Origin of the sequence: Rhizobium sp. YJ-22 (assembly GCF_029601685.1) — a bacterium.
Classification (GTDB): domain Bacteria; phylum Pseudomonadota; class Alphaproteobacteria; order Rhizobiales; family Rhizobiaceae; genus Metarhizobium.
Window position 1 is genome coordinate 318765 of the sequence record NZ_JARRIR010000008.1, and the last position, 22374, is coordinate 341138.

Below are 22374 nucleotides of genomic sequence, written 5' to 3' on the forward strand. Positions count from 1 at the left end.
GCCGCTTACCTGTTGTGGATAAGGATGAGCCTTGCCATCGCGGACGGCTCGACGCAATCCTTGTTGCCAAATATGTTCCCGATATGTTTACGGGAATCACGCCCGATTCGCCGGGCATCAGGATTGAAGGACGCGGCATGCGCCGAAACGTTGCGCGACATGCGCCTGAGGAAGCCGATCTGAAAAGCTCGATGGACGACAAGAACGATCTCTTTTCCACGCTGGCCCCGGCCCCCAAACCCGAGGGGCGCCCGGCCGATACGATCAAACCGGCGGCTTCGCCGGCACCGGCGCCAGCGCGCCCTGCCCCGCCGGCCGCCAACGCCGATACCTACGACGCCTCGGCCATTCGCGTTCTCGAAGGGCTGGAGCCGGTACGCATGCGTCCCGGCATGTATATCGGCGGCACCGACGAGAAGGCGCTGCACCATCTCTTCGCCGAAGTCATCGACAACTCGATGGACGAGGCCGTCGCGGGACACGCGAACTTCATAGAAGTGCATATGGACACGCAAGGCTTCCTGACGGTCAGCGACAACGGCCGCGGCATTCCGGTGGAAAACCATCCGCAGGTGCCGGGCAAATCGACCCTCGAAGTCATCATGACCAAGCTGCATGCCGGCGGCAAGTTCGACGGCAAGGCCTACGAGACCTCCGGCGGCCTGCACGGCGTCGGCGTTTCCGTGGTTAACGCGCTGTCGGATGTGCTGGAAGTCGAGGTGGCGCGCAACCGCAAGCTCTATCGCCAGCGCTTTTCGCGCGGCATTCCGCAAGGCGGGCTGGAGGAACTGGGCGACGTCCATAACCGGCGCGGCACCCGAGTGCGTTTCCATCCCGATCCGCAGATTTTTGGCGACCACGCCCATTTCGATGCCGGCCGCGTCTTCCGCATGGCCCGCTCGAAGGCCTATCTGTTCGGCGGCGTCGAAATCCGCTGGAGCTGCGATCCGGGCGTGCTGCCGGAAGGTTCGGACATTCCCGAAAAGGCCGTCTTCCACTTCCCCGGCGGCCTGAAGGACTATCTGCAGGCGACGCTCGGCAAGGATTTCACCGTCACCCGTGAAATTTTCGCCGGCCGCACGGAAAAGACCGGCGGTCATGGCGCGCTGGAATGGGCCGTCACCTGGTATGGCGGCGACCAGCAGGTCCATTCCTATTGCAACACCATCCCGACCCCGGAAGGCGGCACGCATGAAGCCGGTCTGCGCCTTGCGCTGACCAAGGGCCTGAAGAACTACGCCGACATGACGCAGAACAAGCGTGCCAAGGACATCACCACGGACGACGTGATGATTTCGGCGGCCGGCATGCTGTCGATCTTCATCCGCGAGCCGGAATTCGTCGGCCAGACCAAGGACCGGCTCGCGACCGTCGAGGCACAGCGCATCGTCGAAAACGCGCTGCGCGACCCCTTCGATCATTATCTGACCGGCAATCCGCAGGAAGCGGCCAAGCTGCTGGAATGGGTGATCGAGCGCGCCGAGGAGCGCCTGCGCCGCCGCAAGGAAAAGGAAGTCAACCGCAAGACCGCGGTGCGCAAGCTGCGCCTGCCCGGCAAGCTCGCCGATTGCGCCCAGAACACCGCCGAAGGCGCCGAACTGTTCATCGTCGAGGGCGACTCGGCCGGCGGCTCGGCCAAGCAGGCGCGCAACCGCGCCAACCAGGCAATCCTGCCGCTGCGCGGCAAGATCCTCAACGTCGCCAGCGCCGGCCGCGACAAGTTGTCCGCAAACCAGCAGATCGCCGATCTCATCCAGGCGCTCGGCTGCGGCACGCGCACCAAGTATCGCGAAGAGGATCTGCGCTACGAGCGCGTGATCATCATGACCGATGCCGACGTCGACGGCGCTCACATCGCCTCGCTGCTCATCACCCTGTTCTATCAGGAGATGCCGGAATTGATCCGTGGCGGACATCTGTTCCTCGCCGTGCCGCCACTCTATCGCATGAGCCATGGCGGCAAGACACTTTATGCTCGCGACGACGACCATCGCCAGAAGCTCCTCTCCACCGTCTTCAAGGGCAAGAAGGTCGAGATCGGCCGCTTCAAGGGCCTCGGCGAGATGATGGCGCAGCAATTGAAGGAAACCACCATGGATCCCGCCAACCGCACCCTGTTGCGGGTGGCGATCGACGAGGTGGATTTCGAGGGCACGCGCGAGGCGGTGGATGCACTGATGGGCACCAAGGCCGATGCCCGTTTCCGCTTCATCCAGGAGCGGGCCGCCTTCGCCGAAAACCTGGATATCTGAGCGTGCTCTCGGATCGACAATCGTTCCGGTGCCGTAAATCGCCGCCATACGGCGATTTACGGTTAAGCCTTCCTTAAGTCGCAATTTCCTGCTCAAGGCAGGCTGCGCGCCGGGTTCGGCGGGCGCAAACTGCGGGGTGCGAAGCTGTTAACGCAGCTTCGCCATATTGTCTTAGCCATTGCCTGCCACAATAGCCGCGGTTGATCGCCCGAAAGATGCGGTTGCGCCGCCTTGCAACATCGGCATCGATCTCCCATAGTTTGAAGACCTGAAACCGCGAAGATACTGACTTTGAGCTCCTTGGAACCGATGAGACACCGAAACGAACAGCGCTGGCTCGGCCCCGCGACGCCGCCGCGCACGGCGCTGGTGTCCTCAGTCTCGGCCGCGCGCTGGCTGCTGGTGCTGATCGTCGCCGCGGGCATCTATTTCTTCTACGGTTTCGTCGTTCCGGTGCTGGCCGCCCTCGTCATCGGCTTTGCAAGCTGGCCGCTGTTCAAGCGTCTGCAGCGCCATGTCGGCGGCAGTTCCACCATCGCAGCCTCCCTCGCCATCGCGCTGATTCTCACCTTCCTGGTCGTGCCGCTGACGATCGCCGTGCTCTACACGATCGACGAAGTGCGGCAATGGGTGATGTGGGTGATCGAGGCCAACCGCGAAGGCTCGACCGCGCCGGACTGGATGCTGGCATTGCCGGTCGTCGGCGACTGGATCGGCGACATGTGGGCGAAACATATCGGCAGCCCCGGCGCCATCGGCGCACTGATCCAGATGGCGAGCGGCGCCAATATCGGCAATATCTACCGCGCCGTGCTGGCCGCCGGCGGCGGCGCCTTCCACCTTTTCCTGACGTTGCTGTTCATGATGATCGCGTTGTTTTTCGTCTATCGCAACGGCGCTGATTTTTCCCGCCAGGTCGACCTGATCGGCGAACGCATCCTGCCGACCCGCTGGGAGCGCATTTCCCGGGTCGTGCCGGCGACCATCAGTTCCACCGTCACCGGCATGACCCTGATCGCCATCGGCGAGGGCATCGTGCTCGGCACCGCCTATTGGGTGGCGGGCGTGCCCTCGCCCGTGACGCTCGGCGTCATCACCGGATTCATGGCGCTGGTGCCGGGCGGCGCACCGCTGTCCTTCACGCTGATTTCGCTCTATCTCATTGCCAGCGGCAACCCGGTATCCGGCATCGGCCTGTTCCTCTGGGGCTCGATCGAACTGTTCATCGTCGACAAGACCTTGCGCCCTCGCCTCGTTGGCGGACCGATCAAGCTGCCTTTCCTGCCGACGTTCTTCGGGTTGATCGGCGGTGTCAAGACGATGGGTTTCCTCGGTCTGTTCATCGGCCCCGTTCTGATGGCCCTGCTGGTCGCCATCTGGCGCGAATGGCTGCGCGAGGCGGAACTGACCGCCGTCGACGAGCAGGAGGCCAGCATGCCGCCGCCGAAACCGGCGCCGGTTTCCAAGACGCAGGAAGCCGTCTGATCAGGCGGCCAGTGTTGCGCTGGCGCGCGCCGCCTGCCGTTCCTCGGCGATCCGCAATTTCTCGACCATGGCCAGCAATTCGCCGATCGCAGGCGTTCCTGCGTGACGAAAGCGGCCAAGCAATTCCTCGGCCACGTCGTGAACCCCGGAGGCGACGGCATGGGCGCCGCGCCATATCAGCGTCGCCTCGACGAAGACCGGGCTGATCTCGCGCGACAGGCCCGCCGATTCGTAGAGCGCCCGGATGGCATGCGCGCGACCGCCGGCGACGATGGCGCGCACCCGCCGCTCCTCCAGCCCCGACAGCGACACCAGTGCGGCGGCGATGAAATCCACCTTGCCGGAACATAGCGCATGCATCAGGAAGGCCGGTGTCAGCCGCCCTTCGCGGCGCAGGTGTTCGACGAGCGCCGGCAGTTCGCCCGCCTCAACTGCGCCGATCATCGCCACCGTCGCGACCTCCTTGGCCTCATGGACGATACGCTCCACCCGCTGTTCGCCGACCAGCGCCTGCACCAGCCCGAATCCGACAAGCGCCCGCCCGACATGCTGCATCAGGCTGTGGCGGGCATTGGCCGGCAGATCGTCGCGCTCCAGCAGAACTGTGCGCACGCCGCAATCATGGCCGTGGCGCTGGGCGATACGCTCCAGCGTGCCACGTCCGAGTTTCACGTCGGGATTGTCGAGCAGCACGGCGACTTCCATCGCCTCGCCGACTTCGACGATCGCCGCAGCGACACCGCGCGACAGCTTCGGCCTGGCGGCGATCAGTGCCCGGTTGGTGGCCGATCCGCGCCCGATCAGGTCGACGAGATCGTCATCGGTAAGCGCCGGCGAGTTGATGAGGATGGTGGCGGCAATTTCCGGCTGGTCTTCGGCAAGCGACAGCACGACGGTGCGCGGCGCGGCCGCACTGACGCACAGGGATTCGGCCAAAGCCAGCCGCACCACCGGCGATGGATCGTCGAGCAGGTAATTCAAGGCCATGGCCGCCGCGTCGCGTTCACGCGACGTGATGCGCTCCATCAGGAAAGCCCGTGCCAAAGCCCTGGCGGCACGCGCCCTGTCGGAGGTTTTCGCCCCTTCAACCCAGCGAAGAAATGCCTGAACGATCACCGTGACCTCGAAGACTGCGTATGAATCGGAAACACGAAAACACAGTAACCGGCAATGGTTTAAGATTTCTTCACCATGTTTCTTAACGCGAACCCCCGCGAATGCCATCCTGCCCCGCCAAGGCGGTTGAAAGCGCTGTCCCGGCCATTTAAGGATCTGTTCAGGCCGCATGTGCGGCGGCAATCGGTCACCTCTCGCGAGACGGAAGCATGATGAAGCGATCCTGGCTTCTGGTCCCGGGACTGGACAAAACCCTTCTGGGGGACAGCCGCCAAAGCGGCGCCGACGTGCTGGTCGCCGATCTCGCCAGCGTCGTGCCGCCGCTGAAGGCGCAGGCGCGCGAGGCAACCCAGCAATTCCTCAGCGACCGCCCCGCCATCCGCGAGCGCGAGGCGCGCTGCTTCGTGCTGATCCATCCTCATGCCTCGGGCCTGATGGAAAAGGATCTGGATGCGGCGATGCGCGGACGGGCGGACGGCATCGTGCTTCCGGGCGTGCGGGCGGCGGCCGATATCCAGCGGCTCGACGCCATGCTGTCGGCCCGCGAGGCGATCTTCGGCATCTATCCGGGCATGACGCGCATCGTTGCGCTCTGCGGCGACAATGCGCTCGGCATTCTCAACACCGGCGAGAACATGGGCCGCGCCTCGCCGCGCCTGGATGCGCTGGGCTGGTCGATGCCGGCGCTGGCCGGAAGCCTCGGCGCCTGCCGCACCCATGAGGATGACGGACGCCTGAGCGATGCCCTGCGGCTTGCCCGCGCCGCCGTGCTGACGGCTGCGGCAGCGGCCGGCATCGGCGCCATCGACTCCGCCTCCGGCCTGTTCGGCAGCGACCGCCTGGCACGCGATTGCCGTGAGGCCAAGGCCGATGGCTTCACCGGAAAATTCGCCCTGCACAAGACGCAACTGCCCATCGTCAACGCCCTCTTCACCCCGGACCGCAACGAGATTGCCCGCGCCCGCGCCATTGTCGATCTCTTCGAAACCGCCGACCGCGGTACCTGCTTTGCTCCCGATGGCCGCGCGCTCGGCGAAGTCGATCTGCGTCGCGCCCGCCGCCTTCTCGAACATGCCGGGCCGGAGGCCGAAGCTTGAGGCGTCTTCGGCCGCCTATTTCACTCGGCCTCGCCGACCCAGGTGACGATATCGGCAAGCTCCGGACGGGGGCGCTCGACGGCGGGAAAATCGCTGGATCCGATATGAATGAAGCCGGCAACCTTTTCATTGTCGCCGATCCCCAGCAGCGGATAGGCGCGGTTATCATAGGCAAACCATTCGGTCAGCCAGTTGGCCACGTATCCATGGGCGTTGGCTGAGACCAGCAGGTTCATGCACAGCGCCCCGGCGGACATGATCTGTTCCCATTCCGGAATTTTCACATGCGGCGCGGCGCGGCTGACGACGGCGATGACAACCGGGGCACGGGTGAAGCGGCTGCGCTCGACCTCGATCAGTTCGGCCGAAAGCTCGGGCTCGATAGCAAGCCGCAGCTTGAGCAATTCCTCGCCGATTCGGGCACGCTCGGCGCCGCGATAGACGACCAATCGCCATGGCGCCAACTTGCCGTGATCGGGCACTCGCACAGCCAAACGCAGGATCTCCTCCAGCTCCGCTTTGGAAGGACCGGGGTCGCGCATCTGGAAGGCAGGGATGGAGCGGCGTACCGCGAGATAGTCGCGAAGTGAAATGTTCTGGGTCATTGGCAATCGCTTTCGATCGAATTGTCTGGATAAGAGCCTTGAATTTGCCACCGGCTTGGTCTTCAAGTGAAGGCAGCAGTCATAGAAGTCAACGGGTCGAGATGTCGCCACGCTCCACTGCCGCACGCATCGGCTTGCTTTTTCTTGCAATCGTTTCAGCCACAGCGCCGATCCGCGCCGAAGACGATCCGTTCGCAAACTTCAAGCAACTCGATACAACGGCGAAAATGCCGAAGCTGAACGCCTTTTCGGCGACGGGCCTCGCCAACCAGCCGGCGGCGGACCTGCGCGAAATTTCCATGGAAGCCAAGCTGACCTCGGAAGGGCAGCCGATGGAAGAAGGCCTCTCCTGGCGCGTCTTCAGCCCCATTCCCGGTGCCGATGGCAAGCTGCCGCTGGTTGCCTCCGCCGAGGGCGGCTCGGCGCGGTTCCAGCTGGCGCCCGGCGATTATTTCGTCAATGTCGCCTTCGGCCGCGCCGGCGCCACGAAAAAACTGTTCGTGCCGCAAGCCGGCGACGTCAACAAGCAGGTACTGGTGCTCGATGCCGGCGGTATCGTGCTGAACGCCGTTTCCGGTCCGGATGTGCGCATCCCGCCGAAGGAACTCAGCTTCAGCATCTATTCGGCGGAAGTGCGCGATGACGGCGAGCGCGGCCTGGTCATGGCCGATGTCGATCCCGGCACCGTCGTGCGGCTCAATGCCGGCACCTATCACGTCGTTTCCGAATATGGCGACGTCAATGCGGTCATCCGCGCCGATATCCAGGTGGAGGCCGGCAAGCTCACCGAAGCGACGATCCAGCACCGCGCCGCAAAGATCACCCTCAAGCTGGTCGCCGATACCGGCGGCGAAGCGCTGGCCGACACCGCATGGTCGATCCTCGCCAGCTCGGGCGATATCGTCGGCGAAAGCGTCAGCGCCTTTCCGACCATGGTTCTCGCCGAAGGCACTTATACCGCCATCGCCAAGAACAAGGACAAGATCTATCAGCGCGACTTCACCGTCGAGGCCGGCCACAACACCGAAGTCGAAGTATTGATGAAGGCGCCGAAGGCCGCCGAAGACGTCGAGGCAGATTGAAACAGCATCCCGGTCGCGGCTTTGCTGACATCGAATCAGCCGGCCCGGCGCAAGAATGCCCGGCGCGGCGGCGCCATCGAAAACACGGCGTCGTAAAGCCGCGTCAGCAGGTTCTTGCGGTCGCCATTGTCGAGTTCTTCCCAGCGCATCACCTGGCCGACGCGGGCGGCGATGGTCGAACCCGACAGGCGGCGGAACTCGCGGATCAGCAGCGAAATGCGCAGCGTCAGCGAAATCCTACTGGCGAGATGGAACAGCCGCCCGTTCTGGCCCTCGAAATAGACCGGGATGACGCTCGCCTTGGCCGACTGGATGAGTTTTGCGGGAAACATCTTCCACGGCAGATCCTCGGCGCGCCCAAAGCCCTTCTTCGCGGTGGCGACGCCGCCGGCCGGGAAGACGATAACCGTCGTGCCATCCTTCAAGAGCTTCACCGCGTCGTTGCGGGTCTTCATGTTGAGCGCGAGCGCTTCCTTGGTCTCCTCGAAGGAGATCGGCAGCGAATAGGGCGCCATTTCCGGCACCTTGAGAAGCTCGTTGTTGATCAGAACCTTGAAGGGGCGGCCAAGCTGCTCGGCCAGCGCCAGAATGGCGATGCCGTCGCCGATGCCGAAGGGATGGTTGGCGACGATGACAACCGGCGTCTCCGGCAGGTTTTTCGGCGGCCATTCGCCGCGCACCGACAGGCGCACGTCGATGAGATCGAGCATCCGGGCGAAAACCCCTTCGGTCTTGCCCGCTACATCACGCGCCCAGGCCTCGTAGAGGCGGGCATAACGATTGCGCCCGGAAAGACCCTCGATGGAGCGGATGAACCAGCGCTTCAGCCGCGGATCGTTTGCGTTGGCATAGGAAAGCTTGTCGAAATTCAAATTTTTCAGCCGGGTTTCCCCGCCCCTTCAGTCCCACGGGAACCGTTTTGCCAAGCCGGTACCGATCCGTTATCCCTCGATCGGTCCTTTCGCATTTCCGCAATTCCGGACGCAAAACCACCACGCACTTTTGCTGGAATTGTTTTAGCAAAAAGGCCGGCGAACCGGCCTTTCCAATCGTGTATATAACACACAGATGACGAAATTCTGACAGCGCCGAATGCCGGCGCCACCAGAACCTTCGTATCAGGCCTGCTTGCGCCTGGCGGCGCGGCGCTTGACGTCCGGCGGAGTCGCCTCGTCGGAAAGCGCGGCGATGGCCTCGTCGAGGGTCATCGCGGTCTGCGCCTGGCTGCCGAGGCGGCGGATGTTCACGGAACGCTCTTCCGCTTCCTTCTTGCCGCAAACGATGATGACCGGAACCTTGGTCACCGAATGCTCGCGGACCTTGTAGTTGATCTTCTCGTTGCGAAAGTCGGTCTCGACGGAAAGACCGGCATCGCGCAGCGCCTCGGCTACTTCCTGGCCGTAGGCATCCGCCTCGGAGGTGATCGTCGCCACCACCACCTGCACCGGAGCGACCCAGAGCGGCATGTGGCCGGCGAAGTTCTCGATAAGGATGCCGAGGAAACGCTCCATCGAGCCGCAAATGGCGCGATGGATCATCACCGGCTGGCGCTTTTCCGAGTTGTGGTCGATGTAGAAGGCGCCAAAGCGTTCCGGCAGGTTGAAGTCGACCTGCGTCGTGCCGCATTGCCATTCGCGGCCGATGGCATCCTTCAGCGTGTATTCGAACTTCGGCCCGTAGAAAGCGCCCTCGCCCGGCAGGATGTCGGTCTTGATACGGCCGCCGGACTGTTCCTCGATCGACTTCAGCACCTCGGTCATGATCGCTTCGGCGCGGTCCCAGGACTCGTCGGAGCCGACGCGCTTTTCCGGGCGGGTGGAGAGTTTTACCACCACCTCGTTGAAGCCGAAATCCTCATAGACCGAGAGGATCAGGTCGTTGATCTTCAGGCATTCGGCCGCCATCTGCTCTTCGGTGCAGAAGATATGGGCGTCGTCCTGCGTAAAGCCGCGCACGCGCATCAGCCCATGCAGCGCGCCCGAGGGCTCGTAGCGATGCACGTTTCCGAATTCCGCAAGGCGGATCGGCAGTTCGCGGTAAGACTTCAGGCCATGCTTGAAGATCTGGATATGGCCGGGGCAGTTCATCGGCTTCAGGGCAAAGATGCGGTTGTCCGCTTCCTTGTCTTCCGGATGCGTCAGGGCATGCGCGGATTTCACCGCGAACATGTTTTCCTGATACCAGCCCCAGTGGCCGGAGGTTTCCCACAGCGAGGCGTCGAGCACCTGCGGCGCGTTGACTTCCTGATAATCGCCGGCAAGCCGGCGGCGCATGTAGGAGACCAGCGTCTGGAAGATGCGCCAGCCCTTGCCATGCCAGAAGACCACGCCCGGGCCTTCTTCCTGGAAGTGGAACAGGTCCATCTCGCGGCCCAGCTTGCGGTGGTCGCGCTTTTCCGCTTCCGCCAGCATGTGCAGGTAGTTGTCGAGATCGGCCTGCTCGGCCCAGGCCGTGCCGTAGATGCGGGTCAGCATCGGATTGTTGCTGTCGCCGCGCCAATAGGCGCCGGCCACCTTCATCAGCTTGAAGGCAGTGCCGATCTGGCCGGTGGAGGCCATATGCGGGCCGCGACACAGATCGAACCACTCGCCCTGATGATAGATCTTGACGTCCTGATCCTCAGGAATCGCATCGACCAACTCGACCTTGTAGGTCTCGCCCTTGGCGGCAAACACTTCCTTGGCCTTGTTGCGCGACCAGACCTGGCGCGTAAACGGCGCGTTGCGGCCGATGATTTCCTTCATCTTCTTTTCGATCTTCGGCAGATCGTCGGGCGTGAAGGGCTCGTTCTTGGCGAAATCGTAATAGAAGCCGTTCTCGATCACCGGGCCGATGGTGACCTGCGTGCCGGGCCACAGCTCCTGCACGGCCTCGGCCATGACGTGGGCGGCATCGTGGCGGATCAGTTCCAGCGCGCGCTGATCGGTGCGCGTGACGATTTCGATGCGGCCTTCGGTGACCGGCTCGGAAAGATCGCGCACTTCGCCGTCAATGGCGATGGCGATGGCCTTCTTGGCCAGCGACTTGGAAATGGATTCGGCGACATCGCGACCGGTGGCGCCAGCGTCGTAGGCGCGCACATTGCCATCGGGGAATGTCAGGGAAACGGATTGGGACATCAAATTCTCCTGTCGTCCAGTCCCGCCAACGAATGCGGGTGGTGTTATGTCGCCCGGGTCACCCGAGCGTGAACGGCCGGGATATAGAGCGGAAACGCGTCAAATGGAAGGGTTTTTCACCTTTGCGAGCGCGTCGTACGCGCTCGTGCGCGCCGTGCCGACCCTATTTTTCTTCTCCTAAACCGACCATTTGAAAAATTTTCGCTGACGATTCCGATTTTCCGCTTGCGGGCGCGAGATTCGCCGATTATGAGGGCGCCTACCAATGACACGCGCCCTTCGTCTATCGGTTAGGACGTCAGATTTTCATTCTGAAAAGAGGGGTTCGACTCCCCTAGGGCGTGCCACTTTCCTTCATAAACCAAAGAATTAGCTCAAGCGGCCATCCGCCGCATGGCATCATGCCGTTCGCCTTGACCAGTGACGCCAAGGCGCCCACCAACGCGTCGTCGGTTCGAGTGTTTCGGGTACGGGATCGAAACCGCTGCTGCCACCCGGGCCGCAGCGGGCGACGCGAAACAGCGTCATCCAGCCGCCGGACCAGAAGCCGTGCCGGGCAATCGCCTCGTAGCCGTATTCGGAACAGGTCGGCAGGTGCCGGCAGGAATTGCCGATCAGGCTCGACAAAGTAAGTTGGTAAAGCCGGATGAAACCCATGCCCAGCAGCCGCCCCGGCGTCTTGCGAAACGGGCCGCCATAATTGCGCGAGGGTTTGACGGGCTTGGCGATTGGGCCTGCTGCTGCGCCGCCCTCATCCTCGTCGTCATCCTGCATCAGGCGAAACTGGCACATCCTGCCTACGCCTCCACCGCTGCGCCGCGTTTCGCTTCGATCTGGCCGATGGCATCGACCACGGCGTCGAAGGTCAGCATGGTGGAAGCATGGCGCGCTTTGTAGTCGCGCACCGGCTTCAGGCAGCGCATGTCCTCGAAACGGCCGCCAGGCCCGTCGCCGCCCTCCTTCAGCATGGCGAGCATGTCCCTCCGCGCCTGACGCAGCTCTTCGGCGGTAGCGCCGATCACATGCCGGGCCATGATCGAGGACGAGGCCTGACCAAGCGCGCAGGCCTTCACCTCATGCGAAAAATCCGCCACCCGGTCGCCGTCCATCCTCAGATAGACCTTCACCTTCGAGCCGCACAGCTTGGAATGGGCCTGCGCGCTCGCATCGGCATCGGCGAGGATACCGGTCAGGGGAATGTTGCCGGCATATTCGAGAATACGGGAATTGTAGATGTCGTCCATGGCCTTAGTCATCCCGGCGGCGGGCGCCTGTCTGCAAAAAGAAAACACAGCGTGTCGCAATCGGGCACTTTGCGACAGTGCTTTGGATATTATATGTTATGTTGTATCGAGGTCATAGAAAAGCAATGGCCTTGACCTTTCGTAAGCGGACCACACATAAGAGGCCCGTTGCCGGCCATGGCCGGGCGGCGATCGGTATGGGGCGGCTTTTCTCCAAGCGAGCGGCCGAACTGCAAGCGTGATGTCACGGTCCCCGTTGTGGGATCAGGAGGCTGCATTAGTATGGATGCAATTGTAAAGAATTTCCCGCGTACCGGTCAGGAGTCCAGCCGTCCGTCCCAGCAGGAGGCTGAGGACGCCGTCCGCGTTCTCCTGCGCTGGGCGGGTGACGATCCGGCCCGCGAAGGCCTGCTCGATACGCCCAAGCGCGTCGCCAAGGCCTATCGCGAATTGTTTGCAGGCTACGACCAGTCGCCCGAGGATGTGCTCGGCCGCACCTTCGAGGAGGTCGCCGGCTATGACGACATGGTGCTGGTGCGCGACATCCCGTTCTTCTCTCATTGCGAACATCATATGGTGCCGATCATCGGCAAGGCGCATGTCGCCTATATTCCGGACGGGCGCGTGCTCGGCCTGTCGAAGATAGCCCGCGTCGTCGAGATTTTCGGCCGCCGCCTGCAGACGCAGGAAACCATGACTGCCCAGATCGCCGATGCCATCGATTCCAGCCTGCGACCGCGCGGCGTCGCCGTAATGATCGAGGCCGAGCATATGTGCATGGCGATGCGCGGCGTCCAGAAACAGGGTTCTACGACACTCACATCCACCTTTACCGGCACCTTCAAGACAGAGCCCGCCGAACAGGTGCGTTTCATGACCATGATCCGGAGCCGCTAAAGCCGGCTTCCCAGTACCTGAGTATCGAGTGCCGCCATGACTGTCGCCTTTGCACCCCCCGCCACCGACAAATCCGTTCTTGAGGACGCCGGCGCCTTCACGCCGAAATTCGACGAGAAGGGGCTGGTGACGGCCGTGGTCACCGATGCGCGCGACGGCGAACTGCTGATGGTCGCCTTCATGAACGCCGAGGCCCTGGCGCTGACGCTTGAAACCGGTATCGCCCATTATTACAGCCGCTCGCGCGACAAAATCTGGAAGAAGGGCGAGACATCCGGCAATTTGCAGAGCGTTCAGGAAATGCGCGTGGATTGCGACCAGGACGCCCTCTGGCTGAAGGTGTCGGTCGCCGGCCACGACGCGACCTGCCACACCGGCCGCCGTTCCTGCTTCTATCGAACCGCCAGCCTGTCGAACGGAAATGCGGTTCTCAGCGTTAACGATGAGCACCGTCACTTCGATCCACAAGACGTCTACGCACACGATCTGAACAGGAAATAGACAACCTGCCTTAATTCTGTTCACCGCGGGCAGTGATAACCAAATTGAAAGACGGCGAGGCGTCTAATGTCGGCGTGAATGTTCGGCGGAAAGGACGGCGTGCAATGCTGAACTGGGCCCTTAGTCGAAATGCGCAATCCGGAACGACCATCGATTCCGGCACACCTCCTGTCGATGACATTCCAGCCACTCAGCCGAAGCGGACGCGCATCGCCTTGGCGCTCGGCGGCGGCGCGGCGCGCGGTTGGGCCCATATCGGCGTGCTGCGCGCTCTCGACGAGGCCGGAATCGAAGTCGGCATGATTGCCGGCACCTCCATCGGCGCCCTGGTCGGCGGCTGCTATCTTGCCGGCAAGCTAGACGAGCTCGAAACTTTCGCCCGGTCTCTCACCATGCGCCGCATTGCCGGCCTGCTCGATTTCACCATTGGCGGCGGTGGGCTTTTCGGCGGGATGCGGCTCACGAAACGCATGCAGGAACATCTGGAAGGCCTCTCCATCGAGGATCTGGATCGGCCCTTCGTGTCGGTGGCGACCGAGGTCAACAGCGGCCACGAGGTCTGGCTGACCAGCGGCTCGCTGATCACCGCCATCCGCGCCTCCTACGCCCTGCCCGGCATTTTCGAGCCGATCCGCTGCAACAACCGCACCCTGATCGACGGCGCGCTGGTCAATCCGGTTCCGGTTTCCGTCTGCCGGGCCTATGAACAGCCGCTGGTGGTCGCCGTCAACCTGAACTACGACCTCTACGGCCGCGCCGCAGTGGTCAAGCATAGCGCGAGTCTCCAGCCGCAGGCTGAGACCCAACGCGCGCCTGACAACATCAAGGAAGCGCATCTCGGCCTGACGGCGGTGATGGTGCAGGCCTTCAACATCATCCAGGATCGCATCTCACGCGCGCGTCTCGCCGGCGATCCGCCGGACCTGGCGCTGCTGCCTCGGCTTGGCGATATCGGATTGTCGGAGTTCCACCGTGCCGGCGAAGCCATCGAGCGCGGCTATGAGGAAGCGCGCGCCAAGCTCGGCGAATTGAAGCGGATGCAGGAAACGTTCATCCGTTGAACGGAGACATTCGCTCTGGCGGCAGTCGATCCACCGCCAGAACACGGAAAGATCAGCTGGCGATATAGGCCTTGATCGCGGCTGCTTCCTGCTCGACCTCGCTGATGCGCGACTTGACGACGTCGCCGATCGAAACGATGCCGCCCAGCTTTCCGCCATGCTCAACGGGCAGATGGCGGAAACGCCCGGCGGTCATCAGTTCCATCAATTCGTTGACCCGCGTTTCCTCGGAGCAGCGCTGCACGGCCGCCGTCATGATCGAAGACAACGGTTGCGACAGACAGGCTGCGCCCGATTTCGCCACGGCGCGCACCAGATCACGCTCGGTGAAGATGCCGGCGATCCCTCCATCGGCGCCGGTCACCACAATGGCACCGATCCTGTGCTCATTGAGCGTCGTGGCCGCTTCGCCGATGCTTGCCTGCGGGGCGAGCGTGACGACTTCGCGGCCTTTCCGGTCCAGAATGGCTTTGACTGTTTCCGACATGAACTCCTCCTTGTTCAGGGTCTCCCGGCAGGAAAAGGCTTATCAGTGCCCCCACCGGAGCCTGATCCCGCCGCTGGTGGAATGGTGCCTGTCCCGAAAGGCGATTGCAAGACGACGGCGCACAAATCCTGTGACCGCAATCGATTTAAGGAAAAAAATTATGAAGGAGATTCAAAACGCTATCGCAGGGCAGCAAATTCACGCCCTGCGAGCGGCACCGTAAACCGTCAAAAACGCGCGCGGCGGCGGCGCAATGGATCGAACAGCGGAAACAGGAAAAAACCGAAGACGAATCCGCCGATATGCGCTTCCCAGGCGACCGCGCCGATATCGCCAAGCAGTGGGATGCCGAGCGCGAAAATCAGGTTGCCGACGAACCACATCAGGATAAAGACCCGCACCGTGCCGCTGCGCAATGCCTCGGTGACGGAAAGCAGCGGCAGAAGATGCACCGGCCCGCCGATACGCCCTTCTTCCGGCGGAAAGGCGAAACGACAGGCCGAGCCCATCAGCGCCGAAATCACGCCCGAGGCGCCGATCAGCAACGATACCTCGCCCCAATGCAGCACGAGAAACAGAAGGGCTGAGGCAATGGACGAGACCAGCCAATAGACCAGGAAGCGCAAGGCGCCGATGCGACGCACCACCGGCGCGCCGAAGGCGGCCAGCCACAGGCAATTGAAGCCGAGATGCTCGATGCCGCCATGCAGCAACGAGTAGGTGACAGGGCTGGTGAACCATTCCAGCCCCTGCTCCGACAGCGGATAGATATACCGCGCCGGCACGAATGCGCCGAACATGAACACCTTTTCGCGCAACTCGTCGCTGAGAACATAGACCTGGACGACATAGATGGCGATCAGCAACAGGATCGATGCGGTGAGGATCCCCGGCAGGTTGAAGACCGGCTGCCGCCCTTGCCCGCCTTGTGGAAACTCGGGGGCCGGGCCTGCGGAATCATTCATTAAAACGGTCCTCATCGATGCTGACCGTCACGTCATATAGAAGAAGCGGAAAAAAAAGAAGCCGTCGGGATCGATCCGACGGCCTTGCGCGAATGGAGGTCTGCCGCGCCTTGCAATGTCTATGCTCAACAAGCATCGCCCTAGCGATGGTTCACCCTCGCATGAAACACCCCGAGGGGCAATGGAAACCGATCGTTAACCTTAACGGCCCGGTCGTGGCACGCTATTCGCTAGGGTTACTGCAAAGGGCGAATTCCGTCTCCGCCTGTCCCGAACCGGAACATGTGAACTGCCATGCATACAAAGACCTGCCTCGATATCCACACCTATTGGGATCGCATTCGCGGCGCTGAAGCCGGCCCGCTGCGCAGCGACATCCAGCCCGGCGATGTCAGGCACATTCTTCCGGAACTGTTCATCCTTGAACTCGACGAGGCCGGAAATCCCGTCTTCCGGCTGGCGGGCACCCGCATCTGCACCTTTTTCGGCCGCGAATTGCGCAGCTGGGAATTCTCCAGCCTCTGGGCACCCGGCGACGCCGCCGCCGCCAAGCGTATCGCTCGCACCGCGATGCAGGACCGCAAACCGATTCTGCTGTCCGTCAGCGGCGTCAATCGCTATCAGGACGAGGTGATGCTGGAGATGGTCTTGCTGCCGATCCGTTCGGCCGACCAGCGCTTCGACCGGCTGCTCGGGGCACTGTCGCCGGTCACGCCGCTACGCTGGTCGTTGGATTATGCGTTGCAGGAATTGAAAATCGAGCGATGCGGCGCGATCGGCGGCGGCGCCGATAGCCCGGTTTCGCGAGCTCTTCCCGCCAGCCGCTACGGCGCGATCGAACGGCAGGTGCATGACCTGATCCGCGGCATTCGACGCTTGGGGTTGCGCCATCACGATCCGTCCCTGTGAGATCACGGCCTCCGGTCGTCCGGCAACGATACATCGCTAAAATGCCTGCGATCGGCGGAACCCTATCTTAAGAGCTGTGTCATAGGGTGTTCGCAACAAGAGAAATTCAGCCCGGTAACGGTGACGACATGTATTCTTTCCAACGCGTCGAGAATCCGCGCACGCAACGCCTAGAACAGAGCGCCTTCCAAAGCGTATCGGTAAACGTGCACGGTCGTCTGATGTTGGCGAATTATGAGGAATATGATTGTATCGCTGCCGAGATGTCGCCCGGCGACGTCAAGATTTCCTGCTTCGGCCGTCCCCGGACCGGCGAACGCATCATCGCCTATCTTGAACATGTCGGTCGTATCGAGGGCAATGTCCTGCGCCTCGTCGAAGACGGTTTCGTAATGTCGATCAACGCCACCGAGCGCAAGCGCGAGAAGCTTGCGGCGCAATTGATCTGGCTCGCCAATAAGCATGAACTGGGTCTGCCGGAAGATCGCCGTCACGACCGCCTGATGCCACGCAACACCGCTTCGCAACTCATGCTCGAGGACGGCGCCATTCTGCCTTGCCGCATCATGGACCTGTCCTTCTCCGGCGCCGCCGTGGATGTCGACGGACGTCCGCAACTCGGCTCGGCCGTGCGCCTCGGCAGCCTGCAGGGCCGCATCGTGCGCCACTTCATGGAAGGCGTCGCCATCGAGTTCAACCGTGTGCAAACGCGCGAAACCCTGCGCGAATTCCTCTAGTCGGCACTCGAAATCTCAAGTCGCAAAGGCTCGTGGTATTCCACGGGCCTTTTTTGCATGTTGTGCTGTTTCAGCACGGACGATGAGCCCTTCGTCACTGCGCCACCCGGCAATGATGATTTTTTTCAAAAAAAGTTTGACGCTTGCCCCAGGATTTCCGCCGGAATCCCGCTTCGGAACAGGCATGGAGCAGTCCGCGCCGTCGCCTCCGCCGACAACGTTTGGACGCCTCCCCGCTGCTTCATTTCGAAACATCGTTGCAAGCGAATTCGCAGGATGAGAATTTTCCGTTTTAGAACAAACGCTTGCAGCGATATCAGTCATCCACATCCAGGCGAATTTGACGAAAATTTGTACTAATTCCTCAGAAAAATTGATGTGAATTCGATGCGCATTCTATTCGTATTCGAATCGTGTTTTATTATACTAAGCCATTATTTTTATTGGCAAATTTTGCGTGGAATAAAATTCTCCGTGTCATTGTCTCCTCACAACGGGGAGACAAGAAATGACAGCAAAAAACGCATGGAAGAATGCCTTTCTGGCCCTGACTTTTCTGGGCGCCGCGACAAGCCAGGCCGCAGCATCGCCGCCGCCGAACATGGCGATCAGCGGCAAGGCCAATCCGCCCATCGGCCATTATGAATTCTGCAAGACGCATATGGATGAGTGCAAACCGCTTCCGGGCGGTGACGCCGGCCCGGCGATCCTGTCGCAAAATACCTGGAAGACGATCCTGCGCGTCAATTTCGACGTCAACAGTTCCATCCAGCCGGTGACCGACAAGGAGCTTTATGGTGTCGACGAATACTGGGCCTACCCCACGACCGCCGGCGACTGCGAGGACTTCGTGCTCCTGAAGCGGAAGCTGCTCATGCAAGAAGGCATTTCCGCCTCCGACCTGCTGATCACCGTCGTGCTGCAACCGAATGGCGAGGGCCATGCCGTGCTCACCGTGCGTACCGATCGCGGCGACTTCGTGCTCGACAACATGCGCAACAAGGTCATGCTCTGGTCAGAGACCGAATACACCTATCTCAAGCGCCAGTCGGCCGCCGATCCGGGCCGTTGGGTCAAGATACAGGACGGCCGCAACACCACCGCCGTCGGCAGCGTCAGCCAGTAATCCAGCCTCAGCAATTCCGGCAGGATCGCCATCCATCCTTTCCGGAATTGCACGATCTCCCCGGCCGGCCCATGGACACGATGTCCCCTGCGCCGGCCCGCTTCGGGCCCGGTCCGTCCCCGCATCCCCGTCCCTGGACCGACGCCCCCGAGCCGATCCCGCTGTCCCCGGGATCGGCTCCTTTTCCAAGGATGCGGAAAGTCCGTCTTGGCGTTAACTTTTTGTTAACCATGTTGGCAGAGCCTTGTCCGCGAGAGACTCGCCTGAAGGATGCGGCGGCCGTGACACATTTTGCCAAGCAGCAGCCGGATGAACTCCCGCTGGTATCCGCCGCCTTTCTCACCAGGACGGCGATCGCGATCGGCATTCTCGTGGCGCTCACGATCGCAATCAGCATTGCCGGACGCTGGCTGGGTGAGCGCATCGCCCTTGCCGGCCACACCGACAGCATCGAGGCCGTTTCGATCGGTATCGGCGAAGACCGCATTACCCTGCCCGCCAATGTCATCCGTTTCGAGCGCCAGCGTCGCTCCGGCCCCGCCGAGCGCGTCGACCTCTATGCGACATGGCCGGAAATGGCCGGTTACGGCGCCGAAAACCGCAAACGTTTCAGCGACATCCGCCTCTCTGCCGGCCTCCTTTTCATGCAGATTTCGCAGAGCACCATGTCGCGAGACATGTCCGGCCGGCTGGAACCAATCTACAGCCATCTTTTCGATGGCGAGGGCCAAGCCTATAACTACGGCCTGACGCTGCACAGGATGCGGAAAGAGACCGGTTATGGGGACGAGGTTTTCTTCACCGCGCCGCGCCCTGGCAAGCCCGATTATGTCGTGCGCTGCCTGCTGCCGCGCGCCGCCGAGGACAGCACCACGGGCGACTGCCAGCGCGATATCCACATCGGCCGCGATTTATCTGTGCTTTATCGATTCTCGAGCACCCATCTTTCCGAATGGCAACACATTGATGACGAAATCGCACGCTTTCTGGAAGCACGGCTTGATCCAGCCGGGTGACGCGGCGTTGTCACACGCCAGTCTAAAATTTGAAACGAACTCGAAACATTGCGTTCATCGTAAACAGATTGGTAACGGGTCGCCGGCTAATGTTCTGGCAACGGTCGCACTGGAGGCGGCGCCCGGACGCGATGAATGATTGGAAGTGAAGAGTAAAGAAGTTGTCTCAGTCAACATTGACCGAATACCGCCAGACATCCGGAAAATCACTGATGACGATCTGTGCAGGCCTTGTCGCCGCAGTCCTTTCGACGACTGCTGCCGCGCCCGCAACAGCCGCCGCTGTCGATAATCCGAAATATGCCGGAATCGTCGTCGACGCCAAGACGGGGAATGTTCTCTACGGCGAAAACGCCGACAGTCTTCGTTATCCGGCCTCGCTCACCAAGATGATGACGCTTTACCTGGTGTTCGAAGCGCTGGAATCCGGCCGCATCACCCTTGACACCAAGGTTCCGGTATCGGCTCACGCAGCGGCCGAACCGCCGTCCAAGCTGGGCCTGCGTACCGGTGGCTCATTCACCGTCGAGCAGGGCATCCTCGCCCTCGTCACCCGTTCCGCCAACGACGCCTCGACGGCGCTCGGCGAGATGCTTGGTGGCTCGGAAGCCCGTTTTGCGCAGATGATGACCGCCAAGGCCCGCGCGCTCGGCATGACGCGCACCACCTATCGCAACGCCAACGGCCTGCCGAACACCGCGCAGATGACCACGGCCCGCGACCAGGCTCGCCTCGGCATTGCGCTGCGCCAGCATTTTCCGCAATATTACGGCTTCTTCTCGACCCGCAGCTTCAAATACGGCAAGCAGGTCATCGGCAACCATAACCGTCTGGTCGGCAATGTGCGTGGCGTCGATGGCATCAAAACCGGCTACACCCGCGCTGCCGGCTTCAACCTCGTCACCTCGGCGCAGCTCGAAGGCCGTTCTGTGGTCGGCGTCGTGCTCGGCGGCACCTCGGGCGGCGCCCGCGATGCGCAGATGCGCAAGCTGATCGCCGCCTATCTGCCGAAGGCCTCGCGCAGCGGCAAGGGCAACATGATCGAGGAGCCCGCGGCCTCTCAGTTCGTCGCTGCCCGCGCCCCCGAGCCGGAGCAGAAGCCACAGAAGGCGATCGAGCCAGACACCAGGCCGGTCGCCGCGGCGGTCGCCTCCGCTTCCAGCCTGCCGAATGCCGGCCCGGTTCCGGAAGCTCGCTATGAAGAAGCCGTCGAGACGGCCTACGCCGCCCCGACCAAGAAATCCGCGGCCATTGCCGCCGCCGAAGGCACGCTCGAGGCGCAAGCGCAGAAGCTTGCCGCCACGCCGGGTGCAGCCGCCGAATATACGCCCTCCGTCGCCGCGCCGCGAGTCGACGAGGTGACCACCTCCTCCACCCGGATCCAGGCCGGCTGGGTCATTCAGATCGGCGTTTCGCCGACAAAGCAGATGGCGCTCGATCTCCTGCAGACGGCGCAACAGAAAGGCGGCAATGTGTTGCGTTCCGCCACCCCCTTCGCCATCGCCATCGACAATGGCGGCGCGCAGGTCTACCGCGCCCGGTTTGGCGGCTTCGATAACCAGAAGGTTGCGATCAACGCCTGCAACCAGTTGAAGCGCAAGGGCATGAACTGCTGGGCCAGCCAGCAGTGACCGACGACCGGCCTGCTTTGTCGCGCGCATTTCCAGCAAATGCGAACCACGGGCGGGCCGCGCACCACACCCTCGAAAAGTATAGTGTACGAGGTCGTGACATGAGCATGAACGAGAACGGTTTTCCGGAACCGGGCAGCAGCCGGAAGAACAAGGGTTCGCGCATGTCGCTGCACCCGATTCACGAGGCGGCGATGCGCATCGCCGATCTTGGCCGCGGCTTCCCCAGATCGCGCACCCGGGATCTGGTCGGGCTCCTGCTGTCGCACGGCGCCCGCGCCTGGCGCTCTTCGCAGCCGCACGTGAAGATACACCTTTATATCGGTTCCGAGCGCGGCAGCGCTCCGGTTTACCTGCGAATCGAATAGGTCGCTTTTCGCACGCCCGCGCCGCGACATTCGTCCCCCTCCGGCTCGTCCCGAGGATTTACCAACATGCGCCAAGTAATTGAAGGTGTGGATTGTTGGATGCTCGAGCCAAGCCCGAGGATGACGGATGCGGAGACTTTACCACCCAAACGCGCGTCTAAAGCAACCCCAAGTCCGACAATTCCCGCCTCAAATGATCCGGCAGATCGGCCGCATCGCCCATGCTCGACAGGTCGACCGGGGCGTCTTCCGGCTTGAGGTAGCGCCAGCCCTGGAAGGGTCGGCGCGGCTGCAGCGCGGTTTCGATCACTTCCGGTCCCAACAGCAGTTCGCAGCGCGTGATCCCGTCCGCGCCGGTGACGCTGCGCAGGTCGAGCAGTTTCTGCCGCGCCTGCACCTGGCCCTTGATCACCCAATAGAGCGAGCCGCCATCGAGCAGGGCTTCGGCCTGCTTCGGGATCATGCGTGTCGTGTGAATGGAATGGGGTTCGAAGCCGGCGGCCATCGCCGCCATCGATCGGCGCGACACCCAGTCGCGCAGATCCTCGATCGTATCAGCCCCAACGCAAAGTTTCAGAAGATGCAGTGCCATGCGGCTGTTGAATGCCCTTTGCACGCCGCCGTCAAGCGGCGACGGGGTCGCAGCCGCGATGTTTTGCGCATATCCGGGGAGAAA

The 22374-nt window shown here is 62.3% G+C and carries 23 protein-coding genes and 1 tRNA gene; 14 read left to right on the forward strand and 10 right to left on the reverse strand.

Features of this window, described 5'->3' with window-relative positions; genetic code table 11:
* The first annotated feature begins 191 nt into the window (after nt 1-191).
* Nucleotides 192-2252 (forward strand): DNA topoisomerase IV subunit B, encoded by a 2061-nt coding sequence (gene parE, locus P7F60_RS20040; protein WP_277919503.1) that lies wholly within the window; start codon nt 192-194, stop codon nt 2250-2252.
* A 309-nt stretch (nt 2253-2561) separates the two neighbouring features.
* Nucleotides 2562-3737 (forward strand): AI-2E family transporter, encoded by a 1176-nt coding sequence (locus P7F60_RS20045; protein ID WP_277919452.1) that lies wholly within the window; start codon nt 2562-2564, stop codon nt 3735-3737.
* Here the strand turns inward: P7F60_RS20045 and P7F60_RS20050 are convergent, their stop codons facing one another.
* On the reverse strand, nt 3738-4853 hold the full coding sequence (locus P7F60_RS20050) for a DUF2336 domain-containing protein (RefSeq protein WP_277919453.1): 1116 nt from the start codon (nt 4851-4853) through the stop codon (nt 3738-3740).
* Between the two features lie 209 nt (nt 4854-5062).
* Here P7F60_RS20050 and P7F60_RS20055 point away from each other — a divergent pair, with 209 nt between their 5' ends.
* Nucleotides 5063-5950 carry an aldolase/citrate lyase family protein gene (locus P7F60_RS20055; protein WP_277919454.1) on the forward strand — a complete coding sequence of 296 codons (888 nt, stop codon included), beginning with the start codon at nt 5063-5065 and terminating at the stop codon, nt 5948-5950.
* Between the two features lie 20 nt (nt 5951-5970).
* Here P7F60_RS20055 and P7F60_RS20060 read toward each other — a convergent pair whose 3' ends face one another.
* A complete protein-coding gene (locus tag P7F60_RS20060; protein WP_277919455.1) occupies nt 5971-6555 on the reverse strand; it encodes a nitroreductase in 585 nt (194 codons plus the stop codon).
* Nucleotides 6556-6656: 101 nt separating this feature from the next.
* Here P7F60_RS20060 and P7F60_RS20065 point away from each other — a divergent pair, with 101 nt between their 5' ends.
* Complete coding sequence (locus tag P7F60_RS20065; protein WP_277919456.1) at nt 6657-7637, forward strand: hypothetical protein; 981 nt, start codon at nt 6657-6659, stop codon at nt 7635-7637.
* 35 nt (nt 7638-7672) lie between these two features.
* On the opposite strand, the gene P7F60_RS20070 is transcribed toward P7F60_RS20065, so the two are convergent.
* On the reverse strand, nt 7673-8509 hold the full coding sequence (locus tag P7F60_RS20070; protein WP_277919457.1) for a lysophospholipid acyltransferase family protein: 837 nt from the start codon (nt 8507-8509) through the stop codon (nt 7673-7675).
* Between the two features lie 246 nt (nt 8510-8755).
* Nucleotides 8756-10756, reverse strand: coding sequence for a threonine--tRNA ligase (thrS, locus tag P7F60_RS20075; RefSeq protein ID WP_277919458.1), 2001 nt, complete (start codon nt 10754-10756; stop codon nt 8756-8758).
* Between the two features lie 272 nt (nt 10757-11028).
* On the opposite strand from thrS, the gene P7F60_RS20080 reads away from it, so the two are divergent.
* Nucleotides 11029-11103 (forward strand) — tRNA-Glu (locus tag P7F60_RS20080).
* A gap of 52 nt (nt 11104-11155) precedes the next feature.
* On the opposite strand, the gene yidD is transcribed toward P7F60_RS20080, so the two are convergent.
* Nucleotides 11156-11548, reverse strand: coding sequence for a membrane protein insertion efficiency factor YidD (gene yidD / locus P7F60_RS20085; RefSeq protein WP_277919459.1), 393 nt, complete (start codon nt 11546-11548; stop codon nt 11156-11158).
* A gap of 5 nt (nt 11549-11553) precedes the next feature.
* Nucleotides 11554-12000, reverse strand: a complete 447-nt coding sequence (locus tag P7F60_RS20090) for an iron-sulfur cluster assembly scaffold protein (protein ID WP_277919460.1) — start codon at nt 11998-12000, stop codon at nt 11554-11556.
* A 282-nt stretch (nt 12001-12282) separates the two neighbouring features.
* On the opposite strand from P7F60_RS20090, the gene folE reads away from it, so the two are divergent.
* From folE to P7F60_RS20105, 3 genes are all read left to right on the forward strand, one after another.
* Nucleotides 12283-12897, forward strand: a complete 615-nt coding sequence (gene folE, locus P7F60_RS20095; protein ID WP_277919461.1) for a GTP cyclohydrolase I FolE — start codon at nt 12283-12285, stop codon at nt 12895-12897.
* Nucleotides 12898-12933: 36 nt separating this feature from the next.
* Nucleotides 12934-13398: a phosphoribosyl-AMP cyclohydrolase gene (gene hisI / locus P7F60_RS20100; protein WP_277919462.1), complete on the forward strand. Its 465-nt coding sequence runs from the start codon at nt 12934-12936 to the stop codon at nt 13396-13398.
* Between the two features lie 104 nt (nt 13399-13502).
* Nucleotides 13503-14459, forward strand: a complete 957-nt coding sequence (locus tag P7F60_RS20105) for a patatin-like phospholipase family protein (protein ID WP_277919463.1) — start codon at nt 13503-13505, stop codon at nt 14457-14459.
* A 52-nt stretch (nt 14460-14511) separates the two neighbouring features.
* Here P7F60_RS20105 and P7F60_RS20110 read toward each other — a convergent pair whose 3' ends face one another.
* Entirely contained in the window at nt 14512-14946 is a 435-nt protein-coding gene (locus P7F60_RS20110; RefSeq protein WP_277919464.1) for a CBS domain-containing protein, read from the reverse strand.
* A gap of 227 nt (nt 14947-15173) precedes the next feature.
* Nucleotides 15174-15911, reverse strand: coding sequence for a rhomboid family intramembrane serine protease (locus tag P7F60_RS20115; RefSeq protein WP_277919465.1), 738 nt, complete (start codon nt 15909-15911; stop codon nt 15174-15176).
* 294 nt (nt 15912-16205) lie between these two features.
* On the opposite strand from P7F60_RS20115, the gene P7F60_RS20120 reads away from it, so the two are divergent.
* Together P7F60_RS20120 and P7F60_RS20125 are read left to right on the forward strand one after the other, a co-directional pair.
* Nucleotides 16206-16820 (forward strand): PAS domain-containing protein, encoded by a 615-nt coding sequence (locus P7F60_RS20120; protein ID WP_277919466.1) that lies wholly within the window; start codon nt 16206-16208, stop codon nt 16818-16820.
* 128 nt (nt 16821-16948) lie between these two features.
* Nucleotides 16949-17557 carry a PilZ domain-containing protein gene (locus tag P7F60_RS20125; RefSeq protein WP_277919467.1) on the forward strand — a complete coding sequence of 203 codons (609 nt, stop codon included), beginning with the start codon at nt 16949-16951 and terminating at the stop codon, nt 17555-17557.
* A 15-nt stretch (nt 17558-17572) separates the two neighbouring features.
* Here P7F60_RS20125 and P7F60_RS20130 read toward each other — a convergent pair whose 3' ends face one another.
* Nucleotides 17573-17881: a hypothetical protein gene (locus P7F60_RS20130; RefSeq protein WP_277919468.1), complete on the reverse strand. Its 309-nt coding sequence runs from the start codon at nt 17879-17881 to the stop codon at nt 17573-17575.
* 184 nt (nt 17882-18065) lie between these two features.
* Here P7F60_RS20130 and P7F60_RS20135 point away from each other — a divergent pair, with 184 nt between their 5' ends.
* The 4 genes from P7F60_RS20135 to P7F60_RS20150 all read left to right on the forward strand — a co-directional run bounded on the left by P7F60_RS20135 (nt 18066) and on the right by P7F60_RS20150 (nt 21698).
* Entirely contained in the window at nt 18066-18683 is a 618-nt protein-coding gene (locus tag P7F60_RS20135) for a transglutaminase-like cysteine peptidase (protein WP_277919469.1), read from the forward strand.
* A 230-nt stretch (nt 18684-18913) separates the two neighbouring features.
* Complete coding sequence (locus P7F60_RS20140) at nt 18914-19699, forward strand: hypothetical protein (RefSeq protein ID WP_277919504.1); 786 nt, start codon at nt 18914-18916, stop codon at nt 19697-19699.
* Between the two features lie 212 nt (nt 19700-19911).
* Entirely contained in the window at nt 19912-21330 is a 1419-nt protein-coding gene (locus tag P7F60_RS20145; RefSeq protein WP_277919470.1) for a D-alanyl-D-alanine carboxypeptidase, read from the forward strand.
* Nucleotides 21331-21431: 101 nt separating this feature from the next.
* Nucleotides 21432-21698 carry a hypothetical protein gene (locus tag P7F60_RS20150; RefSeq protein ID WP_277919471.1) on the forward strand — a complete coding sequence of 89 codons (267 nt, stop codon included), beginning with the start codon at nt 21432-21434 and terminating at the stop codon, nt 21696-21698.
* Between the two features lie 157 nt (nt 21699-21855).
* On the opposite strand, the gene P7F60_RS20155 is transcribed toward P7F60_RS20150, so the two are convergent.
* Nucleotides 21856-22290, reverse strand: coding sequence for a DUF1489 family protein (locus P7F60_RS20155; RefSeq protein ID WP_277919472.1), 435 nt, complete (start codon nt 22288-22290; stop codon nt 21856-21858).
* Nucleotides 22291-22374 lie beyond the last annotated feature (84 nt).